This window comes from Streptomyces sp. WG7 (assembly GCF_049975785.1).
In the GTDB taxonomy this organism is placed as follows: Bacteria; Actinomycetota; Actinomycetes; order Streptomycetales; family Streptomycetaceae; genus Streptomyces.
Window position 1 is genome coordinate 11,937 of record NZ_JBNGGE010000012.1, and the last position, 18,520, is coordinate 30,456.

The 18,520-nt window shown below is 73.4% G+C and carries 14 protein-coding genes; 6 read left to right on the forward strand and 8 right to left on the reverse strand.

Features of this window, described 5'->3' with window-relative positions:
• Window positions 1-151 precede the first annotated feature (151 nt).
• On the forward strand, window positions 152-802 hold the full coding sequence (locus ACP4J0_RS15045) for a response regulator transcription factor (protein ID WP_426556864.1): 651 nt from the start codon (window positions 152-154) through the stop codon (window positions 800-802).
• Here ACP4J0_RS15045 and ACP4J0_RS15050 read toward each other — a convergent pair.
• From ACP4J0_RS15050 to lanKC, 4 genes are all read right to left on the reverse strand, one after another.
• Complete coding sequence (locus ACP4J0_RS15050; RefSeq protein ID WP_426599176.1) at window positions 771-2,651, reverse strand: ATP-binding cassette domain-containing protein; 1,881 nt, start codon at window positions 2,649-2,651, stop codon at window positions 771-773. The two genes, ACP4J0_RS15045 and ACP4J0_RS15050, sit on opposite strands and share 32 nt — an antisense overlap.
• The gene (locus ACP4J0_RS15055; protein ID WP_426599177.1) at window positions 2,648-4,408 is read right to left on the reverse strand and encodes an ATP-binding cassette domain-containing protein; all 1,761 of its coding nucleotides are present in this window, start codon (window positions 4,406-4,408) and stop codon (window positions 2,648-2,650) included. The genes ACP4J0_RS15050 and ACP4J0_RS15055 overlap by 4 nt, the downstream gene beginning before the upstream one ends.
• 156 nt (window positions 4,409-4,564) lie before the next feature.
• Window positions 4,565-4,678, reverse strand: coding sequence for a SapB/AmfS family lanthipeptide (locus ACP4J0_RS15060; protein ID WP_398133024.1), 114 nt, complete (start codon window positions 4,676-4,678; stop codon window positions 4,565-4,567).
• Between the two features lie 301 nt (window positions 4,679-4,979).
• Window positions 4,980-7,589, reverse strand: a complete 2,610-nt coding sequence (lanKC, locus tag ACP4J0_RS15065) for a class III lanthionine synthetase LanKC (protein WP_426599178.1) — start codon at window positions 7,587-7,589, stop codon at window positions 4,980-4,982.
• A gap of 243 nt (window positions 7,590-7,832) precedes the next feature.
• On the opposite strand from lanKC, the gene ACP4J0_RS15070 reads away from it, so the two are divergent.
• Window positions 7,833-10,403 carry an ABC transporter permease gene (locus ACP4J0_RS15070; RefSeq protein WP_426599179.1) on the forward strand — a complete coding sequence of 857 codons (2,571 nt, stop codon included), beginning with the start codon at window positions 7,833-7,835 and terminating at the stop codon, window positions 10,401-10,403.
• Between the two features lie 122 nt (window positions 10,404-10,525).
• Here ACP4J0_RS15070 and ACP4J0_RS15075 read toward each other — a convergent pair whose 3' ends face one another.
• The 3 genes from ACP4J0_RS15075 to ACP4J0_RS15085 form a co-directional block, all read right to left on the reverse strand.
• Window positions 10,526-11,752: a sensor histidine kinase gene (locus ACP4J0_RS15075; RefSeq protein WP_426599180.1), complete on the reverse strand. Its 1,227-nt coding sequence runs from the start codon at window positions 11,750-11,752 to the stop codon at window positions 10,526-10,528.
• A 145-nt stretch (window positions 11,753-11,897) separates the two neighbouring features.
• The gene (locus ACP4J0_RS15080; RefSeq protein WP_426599181.1) at window positions 11,898-13,454 is read right to left on the reverse strand and encodes a potassium/proton antiporter; all 1,557 of its coding nucleotides are present in this window, start codon (window positions 13,452-13,454) and stop codon (window positions 11,898-11,900) included.
• 138 nt (window positions 13,455-13,592) lie between these two features.
• Window positions 13,593-13,883, reverse strand: coding sequence for a DUF3040 domain-containing protein (locus ACP4J0_RS15085; RefSeq protein ID WP_426599182.1), 291 nt, complete (start codon window positions 13,881-13,883; stop codon window positions 13,593-13,595).
• 376 nt (window positions 13,884-14,259) lie between these two features.
• On the opposite strand from ACP4J0_RS15085, the gene ACP4J0_RS15090 reads away from it, so the two are divergent.
• From ACP4J0_RS15090 to ACP4J0_RS15105, 4 genes are all read left to right on the forward strand, one after another.
• Complete coding sequence (locus tag ACP4J0_RS15090) at window positions 14,260-14,757, forward strand: DUF2975 domain-containing protein (protein WP_426599183.1); 498 nt, start codon at window positions 14,260-14,262, stop codon at window positions 14,755-14,757.
• A complete protein-coding gene (locus ACP4J0_RS15095) occupies window positions 14,757-14,981 on the forward strand; it encodes a helix-turn-helix domain-containing protein (protein ID WP_426520791.1) in 225 nt (74 codons plus the stop codon). The genes ACP4J0_RS15090 and ACP4J0_RS15095 overlap by 1 nt, the downstream gene beginning before the upstream one ends.
• A 108-nt stretch (window positions 14,982-15,089) precedes the next feature.
• Entirely contained in the window at window positions 15,090-15,395 is a 306-nt protein-coding gene (locus tag ACP4J0_RS15100) for a zinc-ribbon domain-containing protein (protein ID WP_426520793.1), read from the forward strand.
• Window positions 15,396-15,657: 262 nt separating this feature from the next.
• Window positions 15,658-16,737, forward strand: a complete 1,080-nt coding sequence (locus ACP4J0_RS15105) for a PucR family transcriptional regulator (RefSeq protein ID WP_426599184.1) — start codon at window positions 15,658-15,660, stop codon at window positions 16,735-16,737.
• Window positions 16,738-16,816: 79 nt separating this feature from the next.
• On the opposite strand, the gene ACP4J0_RS15110 is transcribed toward ACP4J0_RS15105, so the two are convergent.
• Window positions 16,817-18,391 carry a flotillin family protein gene (locus ACP4J0_RS15110; protein ID WP_426599185.1) on the reverse strand — a complete coding sequence of 525 codons (1,575 nt, stop codon included), beginning with the start codon at window positions 18,389-18,391 and terminating at the stop codon, window positions 16,817-16,819.
• Window positions 18,392-18,520 lie beyond the last annotated feature (129 nt).

The window sequence follows — 18,520 nt, forward strand, 5'->3', positions numbered from 1 at the left end:
CGTCCGGGCGGAGAGGGCGCGGGGACGCGCCTCTGACCGGGTCCGTCACATGTGTGCAGGCCTTGTGGCCGGTTTGCTCCTTGCCCCCCTCACCGGTGTCACATGTCATTGGCTGGAGCGTTGAACGAGCAGCAATCGGGGGGCCGTAAGCGTGCTGGAAGGAAGAGCCGACGGCGACGGAGCCGGGAGCGAGGCCCGTATTCGGGTGCTTCTGGCCGAGGACGCTCCTTTGATCCGTCAGGCGCTGGCGGCACTGCTGTCCCAGGAGCCCGACATCGACATCGTGGCCGCGGTCGACCACGGAGACCTCATCGTCCCCACCGCGCTGCGCACACCTCCGGACGTGGCGGTGCTCGACATCGACCTGCCCGGGACGGACGGGATCACGGCCGCCGTGGAACTGCAGGCCGAGCTGCCCTCCTGCCGCACGCTCCTGCTGACCAGCGTGGCGCGGCCGGAACACGTACGTCGTGCGCTGGCGGCCAAGGTCGCCGGATTCATCCGCAAGGACGCGCCGACCGCACGGTTGGCGGAGGACATCCGTCAGGTGGCGCAGGGCCGTCGGGTGGTCGACCCGGAGCTGGTCCTCGCGGCCGCGACGGCGACGGACAATCCGCTGACACCCCGTGAGGTCTCCGTGCTGCGGCTGACGGCACAGGGGGCGTCGACCCGGGACGTGGCCGCGCAGCTCTACATCTCGGTCGGGACGGTACGGAACCATCTGGCGTCCGCCGTGGCCAAGACGCAGGCACGCAGCCGGGTGGACGCGATCAGGATCTCGACCGAGGCGGGGTGGCTCTGACCGCCGCTTCGTTTCCTACAGGCGCCTCCTCGCACCCCGCGTCGGCCTCGGACGGGTCGTGCTCGTCGTCGCTCCAGTGCCCCACCAGGTCGCGGTAGAGGGGCGACCGTTCCAGGACCTCGTGGTGTACGCCGCTCACCACCCGGCCGCCGTCGAGGACGAGGACGTGCCGGGCGCGTCGCGCGGAACTGATGCGGTGGGCGATCACGACCAGTGATCCGGGCCGCCGCGCGAACGCCTCCTCCGCACGGGCCTCGGCCGCGGGGTCGAGGTGACAGGTCGCCTCGTCCAGCACGACGAGGGGGGCCGGTGACAGGTACGCGCGGGCGAGCGCGATCTGCTGGCCCTCGCCCGAGGACAGCGTGGCAGGGTCGATCAGGGCGCCGATCCCGCCGAGCCGGCTGACGAGGGGAGCCGCCCCCACCTCGTCCACGGCCGCCACCACGTCTTCCTCACCGGCGTCGGGCCGCAGATAGCGCAGGTTCTCCATGAGACTGCCCGAGAACACGTACGCCTCCTGGGGGACGAGGACGCGCCGGGCGGAGAGCTCGGCCGGGGAGAGCGCGGCCGGGGGGACGCCGCCGAGCCGGATCCGGCCACTGTCCGGCACCAGGGTTCCGCTGATCAGACCGGCCAGCGTGGACTTGCCTATGCCGCTCGGGCCGACGACCGCGAGGTGTCCGCCCTCGCCCAGGGTGAGGTCGAGATCCCGGAACACCGGGTCCGCCCGCACCCCGTAGGCGAAGGTGACGGCGGTGAGCCGGACGTCATGGGCGGCGCGCTCCGTCGTCCGCGGCGGAGGGGAGGCGTGTGCGGCGGCGCTCGACACGGGCCGGGAGGAAGGGTGTGCGGCGGCGCTCGACGCGGGCCGCGGAGAGGGCGGCGGTGGCGGGTACGCCTCACGGATGCGGCGCAGTGCCACCGCGAGACGCAGGCCGCTGCCGCCCAGCCCCTGGATGAGCGACCGGACCGCCGGCTGCAGGCCGCCCATCACGTACGTCGCCGCCCCCAGCACGGCACCGGTGGACAGTCCGCCGGCGCGCAGCCCGGGAGCGGCCGCCAGCAGCAGAAGCAGAGGCAGCCAGCCCGCGACGGCCAGGCACAGCACACGGGCCGGCATCAGGGCCGCGAGCCGCCGGCCGGCGGCCGCCTGGGCGTCGATGCGCTCCAGGAGCTCGTCCCGTACGCCCGCCTCCGCCCCGCAGGCCACGATGTCCCGGCCGGCCGCGCATGCGGCGCCGGCCGCTTCCGCGACGCGTTCGTCCGCGACGATGACGTCCCGCTGCGCGCTTGCCATCCGGCGGAGCAGCACCAGGAAGAGACCGAGACCGGCCAGGAGCGGTGGCACGACGAGCATCAGGACCAGTGGCGCGAGGAACACCATGCCGAGGAGGGCACCGCCCACGGTGAGGAGGAAGCCGCGTACGACCATGAGGACGCCCGCGTAGGCCTCGCGCACCATCTCGACCTGGAGGGTGAGCCGGGAGACGCCCGACGCGTCGACGGGCCGTCCCGACACGGCCTGGCGCAGGGAGCCGTCGGCCACCTGCCGCACCAGGTCGTCCCGGAAGGGCTCGACCACCTCGGCGAGCAGGGGGTAGGCCTGCCGGGTTCCCCAGGCTCCGGCGAAGACGCCGAGCCCCATCAGGGCGAGCCAGGCCAGTCCTCGCACCGGGTGTCCCGCCGCGAAGCCGTGGTCGATCGCGCGGGCCACGAGGTGACCGGCGAGCAGGGCGGGGACGGCTTCGACCAGGGACCACAGGATCAGTCGGAGCAGATGGCCGGGGCGTGCCCGGAGAGGGGCCACGAGCAGGGGGAGCAGTGCCTCGTCCGGGGGCTCCGTGTTCACGGCGTCACCTCTTCGACGGCGTCGGTGCCGCGGAACACACGCCGGTACTCCGGTTCCGCGCGCCACAGTTCGCGGTGCGGGCCGATGCGGCGCACCCGTCCGCCGTCGAGCCACGCGACGGTGTCCGCGCGGGCCGCGGTGGCCGCCCGATGGGCGACGACGACGCGGGTACGGTCGCGCAGTGCCCCGGTGAGGACCCGGCTGACGCGGTGCTCGGTGACCGTGTCCAGGCTGGACGTGGCGTCGTCGAGGACGAGCAAACGCCCGGAGTGCACGAACGCCCGGGCCAGACCGATGCGTTGTACCTCTCCCCCGGACAGGGCCGCGTCGGCCGACGCGGTCCGGTATTCGTCCGGGAGGCGCCGGACGAAACCGTCCGCGTCGGCGGCGCGGGCCGCGGCCACGATGTGCCCGGCCGGTGTCCGGTCGGCCGCCCGGCCGGTGCCGCGCGCGATCGCGTCGCCGAGCGTATCGCCGAAGAGCACCGGTCGTTCGAAGGCGTAGGCGACGGCGGAGCGCAGGTCGCGGTGGGTCAGCCGGCGCAGCGGCACGCCGTCGAGGGCGACCGTCCCGGCGTCCGGGTCCGCCAGCCGGCCGGCGACGGCGGCGAGCAGTGACTTCCCCGATCCCGACTCACCGACGAGTGCCACGCACGAGCCTCCGGGAACGGACAGATCGACTCCGTCCAGGACGCGTTCGCCCCCGGCGACCACCCGGACATCGCGGAGTTCCAGATCGCCCGGGCCCGCCGGCAGCGGTTCGTCGCCGTACTCCATGACAGGCTGTGCCAGCGCCCCGCGGACCCGCTCGGCGCCGGCCCGGGCCCTGGCCAGTCGGCCCAGCAGCATCGTCGTCATACCGATCCCGCTGCCGATGGCGACGTACTGTGCGGCGGCCAGCATCTCGCCCGCGGTGATGCGGCCGGCGGCGAGGGCGAAGCCCGCCACGGACAGGACTCCGATCTCCAGGAGCGGCGTGAGCAGGGCGGACCGGCCGGCCGCCCTGGTCTGCGCCTGCCACATGCCGTGTCCCAGCCGGCCCAGTTCGGGCAGCGCGCGCAGCACCCGCCGGGTCTCGGCCCCGGCCGTGCCCGCGGCGGCGATGGTGCGGCGTCCCGAGAGGGCCTCCAGCAGGTCGGTCGCGAGGCGGCCCTGCGTCTCCTGGTACCGGGTGGAGACGTCGGAGATGTCCCGGGTGAACGTGCGCAGCAGCGCGACGACGGCGGGAAAGCCCAGCAGGAAGCTGCCGGCGAGCCAGGGGTCGATGAGCCAGAGGGCGACGACGCTGCCGACGGCGGGCACGACCGACAGCGCCGCGCGGACGAGTACGGCGGCGACGGCGCCCGCCTCGCCCGCGGCACCCACCAGGCGGCTCACCATGTCACCCGCGGTCGCGCGGGGCCCGCCGGGTCCGGTCCACGAGAGCAGGGGCCCGAGCATCGAGCTTCGCAGGAGGGCCGTGCCCCGGGCGGCGCCCGCTCCGGCGGCCAGTTCGAACAGCGCGTCGGCGGTGGCCATGGCGACCACGGCCACCAGGCAGCCGATCACCCACTCGCTCGCGGCACCGCCGTCGAGTGCGGAGTCGAGGGCCTTGCCGAGGAGGGCCGGGAAGAGGATCTGCGCCGCGGTCGAGAGGGTGGCCGTCACGAGCAGTACGACGGTCCAGGCGCCGCCTTCCCGCGCGGTGCGCAGCAGAATGCGCTCTGCCGCGCGCCCCGGGGCCTGGGCTACGCTTTTCAGCGGCTGACTCGTGGTCAATGGACTGCTCCTTGCACGAGGTGCCACGGTCGGCCTGGAAGGAACACGAACCGGCCGGCGGGTGATTGCCGCACCCGCCGACCGGGTTCGTTCACGGCTTGGCAGCCGCGTCAGGTGCTGTCAGCCCGCGGTGTGCACGGGCTCGGTCCGACTGGATCAGCAGAAGACCCAGCTGGCGTCCGAGCAGTGCTGGCTCTTGCCGCTGCCGAGCACCGTCTCCTCGGAGGACTCGGTGGGCAGTTCCATCTCCTGAAGGTCGAGCAGAGACATGCTGTGTCCTTTCGTCGATGTGTGCCGGCCGTGGTGCGCCGGCGGTGGTGTGCCGGTCGTGGTGCGCCGGCGGTGGTGTGCCGGTCGTACGGTGGGCTGGATCAGCAGAAGACCCAGCTGGCGTCCGAGCAGTGCTGGCTCTGTCCGCTGCCGAGCACCGTCTCCTCCGAGGACTCGGTGGGCAGATCCATCTCCTGAAGCTCGAGCAGAGACATACAGATCACCTCCTTCGTGCGCGGATGCGCGTGCCCGCGACGCGGGCGCCCTCCGTGGTCGGCGGGCAGGCCAAGGGGTCAGGGAGTCAGAGGAACGGCAGGTGGGCCGGGCCGGCGTGCAGGGCGGAGCCGAGCGCCAGCAGGACGCCGGCGGATCCGGTCGCGAGGTCCATCGAGAGCCTCAGCAACTGTTCGCCCGGGAAGGCGAGATGCCCCTGGTACTCCAGTGCGTGCCAGGACAGCGCCTCGATCTGCGCGGCGACGAGCGGATCGTCGGACGGCACGGGCTGCGACGACACGGCGGCGAGGTGGGCGAGGATGCCCGCCCGGCCGTTGAAGAGTCCGGACTGGACGTAGAACCGGGAGCTGGACGAGATCAGCGCGCCCGAGGCCGCCGTCCGGAAGCGTGCGTCGTCGCGGTGGGCACCGTACAGGTCCAGGACCACGGCCACACCGGCACCGCCCTCGGCGAGATACGGCAGCGAGCGCCAGCCCTCGTTGACGTGGAGGGCCCCGTCGTCACGGACCACGCAGCGGCGCAGGTCCTGGCGGAGTGCCGTCGCCGCGAGGTCGAGGAACGTTTCCTCACCGGTGGCCTCGTAGCAGCGTACGAAGAGCAGGGCCGGCCCCGACGACCCGTGCATGAGGCCCGCTTTCGGATGGGGGCCGCCGCTGACCTCGGGCACGTCCGTCTCGGCGCCGAGCCGTTCCGCGACGGTGCGGGCCACGTCGAGGGCCGCGTCACGCAAGGTGCCGTCCCCGGTCGTACCTGCGAAGTGGAGCAGGTTGAGACCGACTCCGGCCAGGCCGCTGAACAGGTCCGTACCGAGGCGCCGCCACTGCTCGTCCATGCAGCGCTCCAGGACCCGCCTGGCCGCACCGTGGTGCCCCAGGTGCTCCAGGGCGTACGCCACCCCGTGGAGTCCGTCGTAGAAGCCGATCCGCGCCCGCTGCTCCTTGCGCAGCGCCCGTTCCAGCAGCCACTGTTCGTGCTCGGGGTGACGGCCCGCGCCGGTGACGTCCAGGGCGTACAGGACACCCGCCGCGCCGTGGGCCAGGTTGAGCGCGCCGGTGCTGAACTGCTCGATGTCGCCGGGAAACAGCCGGTCGTCGCGGTCCGGGGTGGCGGCGGCCAGGATCGCGTCCGCCAGTGAGCCGCGCACGGCGGGCCAGGCCGCCCGGTCGGGCCGGGGGCGGGGCGGCCGGCCGTCCCGCCCCCGGAACTCACCGACGGCGCCGCGGGTCCCGTCCGTCGGGCGACCGCCCTCGGCCGGGCCGTCGCCGGCGGCCGCTTTGTCGCCGAGGATCTCGCGCACCGCCGGGTCCAGGAACTCCCGCGGGACCGGGAACTGCGCGGCGATCTCGTCGGCCAGTTCCGCCGCCTTGCCCAGGTCCAGCCGCAGCAGTGCGGTCAGCGGCAGGAACACCGCGAGCTTGATGCAGGCCAGCGCGTAGGTGTCCGCCGCGAATCCGGTGCGGTCGCGGGGCGCGGCGTACGCGGGATGCCCCAGCATCCGCACCGCGTCGTCCTCGACCGGCGTCGCCACCTCGAAGTCGATCAGCCCGATCCGGCCGTCGTCGCCGACCATGATGTTGTAGGGGTGCAGGTCGCCGAAGACGATCCCGCGGGCGTGCAACGAGGCGACCGCCCGCTCCACCGCCTCGCACACACCCGTCGCCCACCGCGTGTAGCCGGCGATCTCGGCCGGGTCGGCCCGCGGGCCGGTCTCCGGGTACGTCTGGCCGAAGTACTTGCTCAACGGCTTGCCCTCGACGAGCTCCTGGGCGAGGAAGTGGTGGTCGCCCACCGTGAAGTAGTCGAGGACCGCGGGAACCGCGTCGAGGCCGGCGAGCCGTTCGAGGATGTCCCGCTCCCCCTGGAGCCGGGTCACGGCGTCTCTCCCGTCGGCCGTCAGCCCCGCGTACGGGCGGGCCTCCTTGAGGATCACCTCCCGGCCGGTGCGGGTGTCCTCGGCGACGTAGACGCCACCTCCGTTGGAGAAGTGCACCGGGCGGCGGACTTCGTAGGGAAGCCCGGCCAGGGAGTGGGCGCGCCGGGCCTCGGCGTGCGGCTCTAGGAACTCCGGCAGCGTCACCCAGTCGGGGACGTGGAAGCCGGGCCGGCGCCGGTCGGGTACGAGCGTGCCGTCGGGCCGCTCGACGGCGGGCTCCAGGACGCCTTTCTCCGAGACGACGTGACGTTCGACGAAACCGCCGTAGCGCACGTACAACGGGCCCTGGTTCCAGCGCAGATCGCTGAGAATGTAGGCGCCGGGCTCCCCGCCGACGACGGCGTCGACACCGCCGAGCACCTCGCGCAACTCCGCCTCGTCCGCCGGATAGACGGTGACGAATTTCCCACTGCCGCCACGGGGCGCGTATTTCATGTTCCGCAGCTGGAGGATGTGCCGGCCGCGCAGGAACTTGAACGGTATTCCCCGGGGAACGCAGAAGTCCCAGACCGCGTCGAGGATCTTCTCGGCGTTGTCCTGGCACCCGGAGGCGTGGATCTTCCAGCCCTGGGACGGCCGGCGCGTGCCTTCCGGGGTGCAGACCAGCCAGTCGTCCTGGACGACCCTCCGCCACCCTTCGGGCAGCTCCCGGTCCGCGGCGGCGAAGGAGTACTCCCCTTCGCGCACCTGCCACGGTGAGTCGAAGAACGTTCGGTCGGCCATGCAATACGCGTCGTACCGCATCCCTGTGTCCCCCCGGATCCTCGTACTCCCGCATTCGGTTTCCTCGAACGACTGGAAAGATTTCACACCCCGAACCACCGCACCAGTACACAACGCCCAAGTTGAACCGTGAAAAACGCATGGTTCGAGGTGCGCGAATCGGCCAAACTCCTTGCCCCGCAGGAGATATGCCATCCGCAGCCGGGGCCTTCGATACGCTTTCCACGCCCGCTCAGGGAATTCCGTCCGCTTCGAGAGGCACCCGTGATACGACTCGCATGGCGGACCCTTTCGGGCCGCAGGGCAGGCTGGGCGGCTGGTTTCGTCGCGCTCGTCCTGGCACTGGTCATGACGACGGCGTGTGCCGTGCTCCTCGAGTCGAGCACCCGCGCCGCCTCCCCCACCGAGCGGTACGCGGGAACGGACGTGGTCGTCGGCGGGCAGCCCTTCGTGCCCAGGGCACAGGCACTCCTCACGGCGCTGAACGCCCTGCCGTCCGCCGAGCGCGCCGTTCCGGAGCTGTCGTTTCCCACGACGGCGGTGGACGCGTCCGGCGATCCGGTCGACGCGCCCTGGGACGGACCGTCGCTCGGGCACTCGTGGGAGAGCGCCGCCCTCGGTTCCTTCGCCCTGCGGCAGGGCCGCGCACCCGCCGACGACGCGGAGGTCGTGCTGGACGGCACCCTCGCCGGACGCCTGGGCGTCGGTGCGGGCGACAGCGTACGGCTGGCCGGCCCGGACGGGCCGCGCACGTACCGCGTCTGCGGCGTCGCCGACCCGCCCCGCCCGCTGGACCGCCAGTACGCGGTGTTCCACACACCCCGTCAGGCGGAGCGGCTCGCGGGTTCCGCCCAGCCGGTGCGTGCCATCGGCGTGCTGGCGAAGCCGGGAACGGACCCGGCGGCACTGCGGCGGCAGGTGGAGCAGCGGGTCACGGCCCTGTACGGGGAGGCCGGCGCGCCGGTCGTGGTGGCCTCCGGCGCCGGGCGGGCGGACGCGGAGTTCTGGAACGTGCCGTCCCCGGCGTCGGTGCTCTCCTCTCTCGTCGGCACGTTCGGGGCGCTCTCGCTCTTCGTCGCGGGCTTCGTCGTCTCCGGCACCCTGTCGCTCGCGGTCGCCGGGCGGTTGACGGAGATCGGCCTGCTGCGGGCCGTGGCGGCCACCAAGGGCCAGGTCCGGCGGATGATCGCCGTCGAGGCCCTTCTGGTGACCGCGGCGGCGGCACTCGTCGGTGTACCGGGCGGCATCGGCGTGGCGCTGCTCCTGCACCGGGTGCTGGTGGACGGGGAGGTGCTGCCCCCGTCGTTCGACCTGTCCGTGGGTCCGGTCGCGCCATGGCTGACGGTCGTCCTGGCCGCGGTCGTCGCCCAGTTCGCGTCGTTCGCCGCCGCCCGGCGCGCTTCCCGGGTGCGGCCGGTGGAGGTGCTGCGCGAGTCGGCGGCGCCCGAGCCGCGGACCGGATGGCGGCGCGTGCTGCTCGGCGTGTGCGTGCTCGCCGGGGCGGGCGTCTGCCTGGGCGCGGTGGCCTCGGGCCGCCTGGACGGGGGCGGCGGGACGGCCGAGAGCATGGTGCTGGTCCTGATCCTGGGCGTGGCACTGCTGGCACCGCTGATCTGCCGCGCCGCCGGCGCCGTCCTGCTGGCTCCCGCGCAGTCGCTCCTGCCCGGGGAAGGCGCGCTGGCGGCCCGCAACCTCCGGCGGCAGAACGCCCGGCTGGCGTCCGTCGTGACGCCGCTCGTGCTGGCCGTCTCCCTCACCGGCACCCTGCTCTGCGTGCCCCTGGTCACGGCGGACGGTGCGCAGCGGGCGGAACGGCAGCGCGTTCTCGCCGACCATGTCGTGACGTCCGCCGGGCCGGGCATAGCACCGGGTTTCGCGGAGCGGGCCGACCGGCTGCCCGGGGTGGTGGCGGCCTCCGGGCAGCTGTCCCTGGACGGCGAGCTGAGCCGCGCCGACACAGACGCCGACGCCGACGCCGACGCAGACGACTCCGAGGCGCTCATCGGCGCGGGCCTGGTCGCGATGCGGGCCGACGCGGTGCCGGAACTGCTCGACCTGGGGGTCCGCGCGGGCTCCGTAGCCCGGCTCGGCGCGGGCTCCGTGGCGCTCGGTGACAGCGCCGCCCGGAACCTGGACGTGGCGGTGGGCGACCGGGTCCGCGTCGACTGGGACGACGGCACCCGGGACACGTTCCGCGTCGCGGCCGTCTACTCCCGCGACCAGGGGTTCGCCGACGCGCTGCTGCCGATCGCCCCGGCGGCCCGGCACGCGGCCGATCCCCTGCTGGACACCGTTCTCGTACGGGTCGCTGCCGGAGCCGATCGTGACAGTGTCGGACGAGGACTGGAGGCCTTGGCCGCGGAGTTCCCGGGAGCGCGGGTCGGCGGCGGGGACGCGCAGAATCCGGGTAGTGCTTCGGGCTCCACGGAGGCGGCCGGCCTGTTCGTCCTGCTGCTGCTGATCATGATCAACGCGTTCACCGCCATCGCCGTCGTCAACACCCTGGGCATGGCGACGGCGAGCCGCCGACGGGAGTTCGCCCTGCTGAGGCTGGCCGGCGCCCAGCCCTCGCAGGTGCTGCGGATGCTGGCCTGGGAGGCCGTGCTCACCTGCGTGGTCGCCCTGTCGCTGGCCACGCTGGTCTGCGCGGCGGTGCTGATGCCGCTCAGTACGGCGCTCACGGGTTCGGCCGTCCCCGCCCTGGCCGCCGGACCGTTGACCGCGCTGGCCGTCGGCACGCCCGTCGTGGCCGTCCTGACGGTCGTCCTGGTCGGCAGAACAGCCATGCGTCGTGCCTCCGGCGCGCCGGGAGGGCTGGCCGGGGCCGTCTCGTGAGCCGTTCCTCTCCTCCGCCAGGCCCGCACGCCTCCACGCCTCCGGCCGCCCGGCGCCTCACACCGGGACCGGTGCGGCGGCCGGTTGTGGGGCGGCGTCGAGGGACCGGACCGCGGCGCCGGTCACTGACGTCCGGAGCTCCGGTCCGGCATGGTGGCAGGCGTGGCAGGCACCGTGGACACTCCCCCGGGCGTGTCGTGGCCCGTGCACGGCAGGGCCACCGCGATCCGGAACCCACCCGTGCCGTCCGCTCCGGCACTCAGCCGGCCACCCAGCTCGGCGACCCGCTCGCGGAGGTTGCGCAGACCGCTGCCGCCCAGGCCCTGCGGTTCAGGGGGGCCGGCGTGCTCCTGTCCCGCCTCGCCGGGAGCGACCCCGTCGTTGGTCACTTCCAGGTGCGCCCACGCACCGTGGGATGGCCCTTTGTCCACGGTGAGGCGGATGGCGCAGTGCCGGGCCTTGCTGTGCCGTAGCGCGTTGGTGACTCCCTCCCTGACCACGATGGCCAGGGTCTCGTCGACGGACCCGGGCAGGGCGGCCTCGGCCAGTTCGACATCGACGGTCACGCCGAGAGACTCCAGCAGCGCGGCAGTCGTCCGCGCCTCCCGCTCCAGGGACAGCACGCGGTACCCGGCGGACACGGCCCGTACCTCCGTCAGGGCGTGGCGTGCCAGCGCCTGCGTCCGCACCAACTCCTCCTCGGCGCGCTGGGGATCGCTTCGTACGAGCCACTGGATCCCCTCGCACTGGAGCGCCACCGCCGTCAGCGAGTAACCGCACAGGTCGTGCAGGTCGCGGGCGAAGCGCAGCCGTTCACGGTCGACTGCGCGCCGGGCCAGTTCGGCACGGGCGGCCTGCAAATCCTCGGCCAGGTCCGCGAGTCGCACCACACCGAACAGGGCCAGCCCGCCCACCGCGTGGGACACCGCCGAGTTGAGGCCTTGGCCTGTCGTCTCGCCGATGGCCAGGACGAGGGGCACCTGGAGACCGATCAGCACGGCGAAGGCGATCCACGCGTGCGGTACCGGAGTCGTCAGGAGCACCGCGGCGGCGAGCGACCCCGGGATGCCGACCCAGGTGTCCTGGAAGAAGCCGTACGGCAAGTAGGTCAGGGCTCCGTGCGCGACGAGCGACCACGGCCACCACGGCTTGTGACGGCGCACGGCCGGGCGGGCGGAATGACGCAGGTGCAGCCCCAGGGTCGCCGTCAGAATGGCCGACGCCACCACCAGGTGGCGAAGTCCGTCGCGGTTGGCGGACGTTGCCGCCACCGACGCGACGAAGAACCCGACGGAGACCAGACAGACGATGACCCGCGCGACCCGCGGGCTGTTCCCTTCCTCCCGCATGTCCCCCCTCTTGAGATGTCGCCTTGCACCTCACGGGCGAGGATACGCAACCGGCCTCCGCGATGGAGGCGGGCTCGTCACGTCGCAGGAGCCGCGCGACCGCGGTCGATGACGCGGCCGTGACGTGCACGTGCTCCCGGTCGCGTCAGCGTGGTGCTCGTGCCGTGGACCCGGGTGGCGAGGTGCCCGGTTCCTTCTCCGGTTCCGGGGCGCCGTGTTCCCCGAGCCAGCGGGCGAGTTTGCCGCGCCGGCCGATGGCGCGCAGGCGGCGTTCCGCGGCCTCCCGGGTGTGGAGGGTGGTGATGAGCAGCAGTTCGTCACCGGCGCGCAGCACGGTGTCGCGGTCGGGGACGAGGGTGGTGCCGTCGCGCACGATCAGGGTGACGACGGTGGGGGGCGGCAGGCGCAGTTCGAAGACGGCGACGCCGTGCAGGCGGGAGCCCGGCGGGATGGCCACGGTGAGCAGGTCGGCGTCCAGGACGTCGAGGGGCGCGGTCTCGACCTGGATCTCGCGCAGCGCGTCGGAGCGGGTCAGCCGGAGGCGCCGGGCGGCGGCGGGCAGGGTGGGGCCCTGGACGAGGGTGAAGAGGACGACGAGGACGAACACGATGTTCAGTACGTCGCGTGCGCCCGTGACCCCTTCGACGATCGGGAAGGTGGCGAGCACGATGGGCACCGCGCCGCGCAGGCCCGCCCAGGAGATGAACGCCTGTTCGCGCCAGGGGACGCGGAAGGGGAGGAGGCAGAGGAGGACGGAGACGGGGCGGGCGGCCAGCAGCAGGACCGTGCCGACGACGAGCGCGGGGAGGATCGCGGAGGGCAGTTCGCTCGGGTCGACGAGCAGGCCGAGCATGACGAACAGGCCGATCTGGGCCAGCCAGCCGGCGCCTTCGGCGAAGGAGCGGGTGGCGGCGCGGTGCGGCAGTTCGGCGTTGCCGAGGACGAGGCCGGACAGGTAGGCGGCGATGATGCCGCTGGCGTTCACCGCTCCGGCCGCTGCGAAGGCGACGATGCCGAACCCGACCGTGGCGAGCGGGTACAGGCCGGTGGCGGGCAGCGCGATGTGCCGCAGCGCGGCGGCTCCCAGGCGGCCGGTCAGTACCCCGAGCGTGCCGCCGGCCACGAGCTGGTAGAGCAGGTTGCCGACGACCGGGCCGGGGCCGGGCAGGTCGCCGGCGGTGGTGGTGGAGAAGATCAGGACCAGGATGATGGTGGGGGCGTCGTTGAACCCGGACTCGGCCTCCACCAGCCCCGTCACCTTCTGCGGCAGGGGGAGCGAACGCAGTACGGCGAAGACCGCCGCGGCGTCGGTGGAGGACACGATGGCGCCGAGCAGCAGAGCCAGGTGCCAGTCCATGCCCAGCAGCCAGTGCGCGCCGGCGGCGGTCACCGCGACGGAGACGGCCACCCCCGCGGTGGCGAGCACGCCGGCGGGGGCGAGCAGGCGCCTGACGTCGCTCCACCGGGTGGTCAGGCCGCCCTCGACGAGGATGACCGCCAGGGCGGCGGTGCCCAGCGCCTGGGCCAGCTGCGCGTCGTCGAAGTCCAGGCCGAGCCCGTCCTCGCCGGCGACGACGCCGACCGCGAGGAACAGCAGCAGACTGGGCAGGCCGACACGGTGGGCGGCGCGGGCGGCGGCGATGCTGGCCAGCAGCACCGTGCCGCCGATCAGCAGGGTCAGGTAGAGCTCGGGCAGGGTCATCGGCCGGGCCCCGAGCCGTCCGGGGCGGGCTGACGGGCGCCGGGGCCGCCACCGAGGCCGTCGCCGAGGCCGCTGAAGTCGCCACCGAAGCCGAGGCCGAAGCGGTCGCCGAAGCCGCCCCCAGAGCCGCCCCCCGCGTCAGGCGCGGGGCGGAGGGCGCCGGTCGCCGCATGTCCGCCGGTGTGGGTCGAAGAGTTCCCCGGCGATCCCGGCGAGGACCAGGCCGGTGGCGATGAGCAGCCCGTGGGCCAGGGCGATGCCGGCGCCCAGCGCCGCCAGGGCGGTGGCGAGCAGCAGCCAGGCCCGGACGCGGCGGTACTCGCGTGGCCGGCGGGGACGGCCGACGTCGAGGGCGCGGGCGAACCGGGGGTCGTCGCGGCGCAGGCGGGACTCGATCTCGCCGAGGCGCTGGTCGTCGGATCCGGGCACGGTGTCCTCCTCCCGGCGCGGGGCCCCGGGCAGGCGACGCGGTCGGTCGGGCGGGCCATCTGCTCTCCTTGCGAGGTGGGAACGTCACGATCACACCAGGGCGAAGTGGCGCAGCCGCGCATACGTGGCCGACCCGGCCCGGCCTGTCCGGGAAAGGGTGGGCGGGCCGGCTCCAGCGTCGCCTCCTTCGGGCGGTGGGCACTATCCGGTACGGAACCCAAAAACGACCGGATGCGACCTGTAGCAGCGCGGAGCGCGCGCCGCCCCGCCGGTCACCGTCACCTTGGCCCGCCGCGTTGCCCCCACCTTGCCCCCGCCTTGCCGAACCTATCGATTCTCGATAGCTTTCCATCGTGAAACGATTGAAGGAGAGGCCATGGGACAGCTGACGGTGGTCGCGCTGCGCGGCGTGGTCGGGGTGCTGCTCGCCGGCTCGGTGTTTATCCAGGCGGTGCTGATCCGGCTGCTGGCGTCCGGATCGGGTGATCCCGACGCCGCTCTCGCGGCCGTACGCACGCCGGTGTTCCTGATCGTCGTCCTGGGCGCCGCGGCGGCCCAGGTCGTCCTGGTCTGCGTCTGGCGGCTGGTGACGATGGTGCGACGCGGCACCGTGTTCTCCCTCGACGCCTTCCGGTACGTGCATGTCGTCATCGGCGCCTTCGTCGCGGCCGCGCTCCTGGTGTTCGCGCTCGGGGTCGTCCTGGCGCCGGGTGAGGCGGTCGCGCCCGGCGTCGTCCTCCTGCTGGGCGGGGTCGTCGTGGCGATCCTGGGCGTCGCGCTGGTCGTGCTCGTCCTGCGGATGCTGCTCGCCCAGGCCGTCGCGCGCGACGTCGAAGCCGCACGGATGCGGGACGAGCTGGCAGAGGTGATCTGATGCCGATCGTCGTCGACATCGACGTGATGCTGGCGAAGCGCAAGATGTCCGTGGGCGAGCTCGCGGAACGTGTCGGCATCACCCCCGCCAACCTGGCCGTACTGAAGAACGGCCGCGCCAAGGCGGTGCGCTTCACGACGCTCGCCGCGCTCTGCGACGTACTCGAGTGCCAGCCGGGAGACCTGCTGCGCTGGGAGGGCGGGGGCGCGGACACCGTGGAGTGACACGGGTCGCGGGTGGCCTCCCGCCCCCGCCCCGGCGCAATCTGGGAGAGGATCTGCGTGCCTGTGCCCTGCGTGCCCGCGGGGGACCGACCCGGGAAGGACCGTCTCGTGATCATCTTCGGCACCAAGGGATACCTCTACCAGCTCGCGATACTGACGCTGGTGTGCGGCCAGTGCGGCAACCCCTCCGCGCACACGCTGCGCAAGCGCGTCACGAAGTTCACGCTGTTCTTCGTGCCGCTGTTCCCGTTCTCCACGAAGTACCTGACGCAGTGCACCTTCTGCGGCGCCGAGCAGAAGGTGACCAAGGAGCAGGCGGAACAGCTCCAGACGCAGGCCGTGAGCGGCGGCCAGGGAGGCCAGGGCGGCCAGACGTACGGGCAGTCGCAGCAGCAGCCGTATCAGCGGCCGTGAGGCCCGGCAGCCGGTGCGCCGGCGGTCGGCTGCCTGCGCCGACAGCCGGTGCCGAGCGGCCGGCGCCGGTGACCGGTGCACGAGTGGGCCGGCGCCGGTGACCGGTGGCCGGTAGCCGGTAGCCGGTGACCGGGTGAGTGGACGACCGATGGAGGACAGCCGCTGAACAGGCCTTGCCGCGTTGCCGGTTTCCGGCAGCCTTGACTACTCTCACGTTGCCGGACACCGCGCACGGGGCGTGAACGGCAGGGGGAGGCGCGGGGTGACGGACCAGTTGGCCGATCGGCAGGAGACGTACCTGACCGGGTACTCCGAGATCCTCGCGGAGGTCGCCGACACAGGGCGCCGGCTCAATCGGGGCGAGCTGGAGGAACGGCGGCTCTACGGTGAGCAGGCCGCGGAGGCGGGACACAGTCTGCGCAGTCTCGTACGGCTGCACCTGGACGCCACGCGCGCGTCCTGGCCCGGCGGTACGACGGCCTCCACCACCGGCGTCGCGGACAGTGTGCTCGCCGCCGTCGCCCAGGCCGTCGACGCCTTCGCCGAGGGATACGAACGTGCCCAGCGTCTCGCCGTACGGCAGGAGGAGGCGGCACGGCGTGAGTTCATCGACGACCTGCTCTACGGGCGCAGCGATCTGGGCCGGCTCGCCGAACGGGCCGAGCGTTTCGGACTCGTCCTCTCCCGCGCCCACGCGGTCGCGGTGGCGGAGGGGCCGGAGGCGTACGACGACACCGCCCCGGTCACCCGGCTCGTCGAGACCGCGCTGATCTCCCGCTTCGGCGACCGCCGCATCCTGATCACCACCAAGAACGGGCAGCTCATCTGCATCGCGCCCGGTGACCAGGACGATGTCCTCACCTTCTTCGCCAAGCAGGCGTACGCCGCCACGGACGGCAGCCGGGTGGCCATCGGACGCCCCCAGACCGGCGCGGGCGGCGTGGTGCACAGCTACGAGGAGGCGCTGAGCACCCTGGAGCTCGCCGAGCGGCTGGAACTCGACGAGCCCGTGCTGCGCGCCGCCGACCTGCTCGTCTACCCGGTGCTCACGCGCGACCGGCAGGCCATGGCCGACCTCGTGCTGAGCATGCTGGGTCCGCTGCGCGAGGCCCGCGGTGGTGCCGAGCCGCTGCTGCGGACCCTGGAGGCGTACTTCGACACCGGCTGCACGGCGGCCGCGGCGGCCCGGCGGCTGACGCTCAGCGTCCGGGCCCTGACCTACCGGCTGGACCGCATCCACCAGCTGACCGGGGCCAACCCCGCCGACCCGGTGCACCGCTACACCCTGCAGACCGCGGTCATCGGGGCCCGGCTGCTGGGCTGGCCCGCCCAGGAGATCTGAGCGGTCCGGCCCACGCGGGCACCGGCGCCCGCCCGGGGACCAGCCCGCACGGCGGCCCTCCCGGCGGTCAGCCCGGCGGTCAGCCCGTGATCTCCACCTTGCCGTTGAGCTGCGGGCCCGGCCGGTCCGCCCGGTCCGCCTGCTCCGGCCCGGCCGCCTGCTCCGGCGGCCCGTCCGTCGCCTTCGCGTCCTGCCCGGTGATGTTCTTCAGCAGGGCCGCCAGGTCGACGCCCGTGGTGGAGCCCAGGAGTTCCATGCCCTGCGCCACGTTGTCGGCGACCGTGCGCGACAGCCGGCTCGCGCCGTCCGTCGAGATGACCGTCATCTTGTCCACGGCCGCGAGCGGCTCGGCCGCCTTGGCCACCACCTGCGGCAGCACCTCGACCAGCATCTGGAGCACGGCCGCGTCGCCGTACTGCCCGAACGCGTCGGCCTTCTGCCGCATCGCCTCGGCCTCCGCCGCGCCCTTGGCGCCGATCGCCGCGGCCTCCGCCTCGCCCTCCAGCCGTACGGCCTCGGCGATCGCCGCACGCCGGGAACGCTCGGCCTCACCCTGCCTGAGGCCCTCGATGGCCTCCGCCTCGGCCAGCGCGCCACGCCGCTGCTTCTCGCCCTCACCGGTGAGCCGGGCCCGCTCGGCCTCCGCCTGGGCGGCGGCGATCTCGGCCGCCCGCTCGGCCTCCGCCTGCTTCACCCGCGCCACCCGGCGGGCCTCCGACTCCTGCTCGGCGGCGTACCGCTGGGCGTCGGCGGGCTTGCGCACCTCGGTGTCCAGCTGCCGGTCCTTCAACGCGGCCTGCCGCTCGGCGACCTTCTCCTGCTCGGCGAGGATGTCCTGTTCACGGGCCGCCTCGGCGAGAGGTCCCGCCGCGTTGGCACGGGCCGACGCCTGATCGGTCTCGGCCTTGATCTCGGCCTGCTTCAGGTACAGGGTCCGCTGGGCGACCGCGATCTCCTCCTCGGCCTTCAGCCGCGCCTGCTCGGCGGCCCGCCGGGCCACGGCCTCGGCGATGTCGGCCTCCTGGCGGGCCCGCGCCGCCTCGGGACGGCCGAGGTCCTCCAGGTAGGAGCCCTCGGTGGTGATGTCCTGGATCTGGAAGGCGTCCAGCACCAGGCCCTGCCCGGACAGACTCGCCTCCGCCTCCTCGGCGACCTGCCCGGCGAACGCGGCCCGGTCCCGGATGACGTCCTCCACGGACATCCGGCCGACGATCGCGCGCAGCGCGCCGGACAGCACCTCCTGGGTGAAGCCGACGATGCCGTCCTGCTGCATCAGGAACCGCTGCGCCGCCGCGCGGATCGCGTCCTCCGTGCCGCCGACCTTGACGATCGCGACGCCTTCCAGGTTGGCCTTCACCCCGCGCAGCGTCACCGCGCCACGCACGGCGACCGGGATGTGCCGCGAGGAGAGGTCGAGCGTGAACCGCTGCTGCACGAACGGCACGACGAACACACCGCCGCCGACCACGACCTTCTGGCCGCTGTTGTCGGTGAACACACGGCCCGTCTCCGGATCGGTGGATTTCTTGCCGCGCCGTCCCGTGACGATGAACGCCTCACTCGGGCCGGCCACCTTGTAGCGGCTGACCACCACCAGCGCGAGCAGCACCAGGAGTACGACGACTCCCAGCACCGCGATGACGACAGGACTCATGGCAACGCCCCCGAATCACAGAGCACGGAAAAGAAGGAACGGAGAGGAAGGAACCCAGAGGAGGGAACCGATCGGAGGGAACCGATCGGACGGAACTGGGAGGACGGAGCAGAGAAGGGCGGGCCCCGC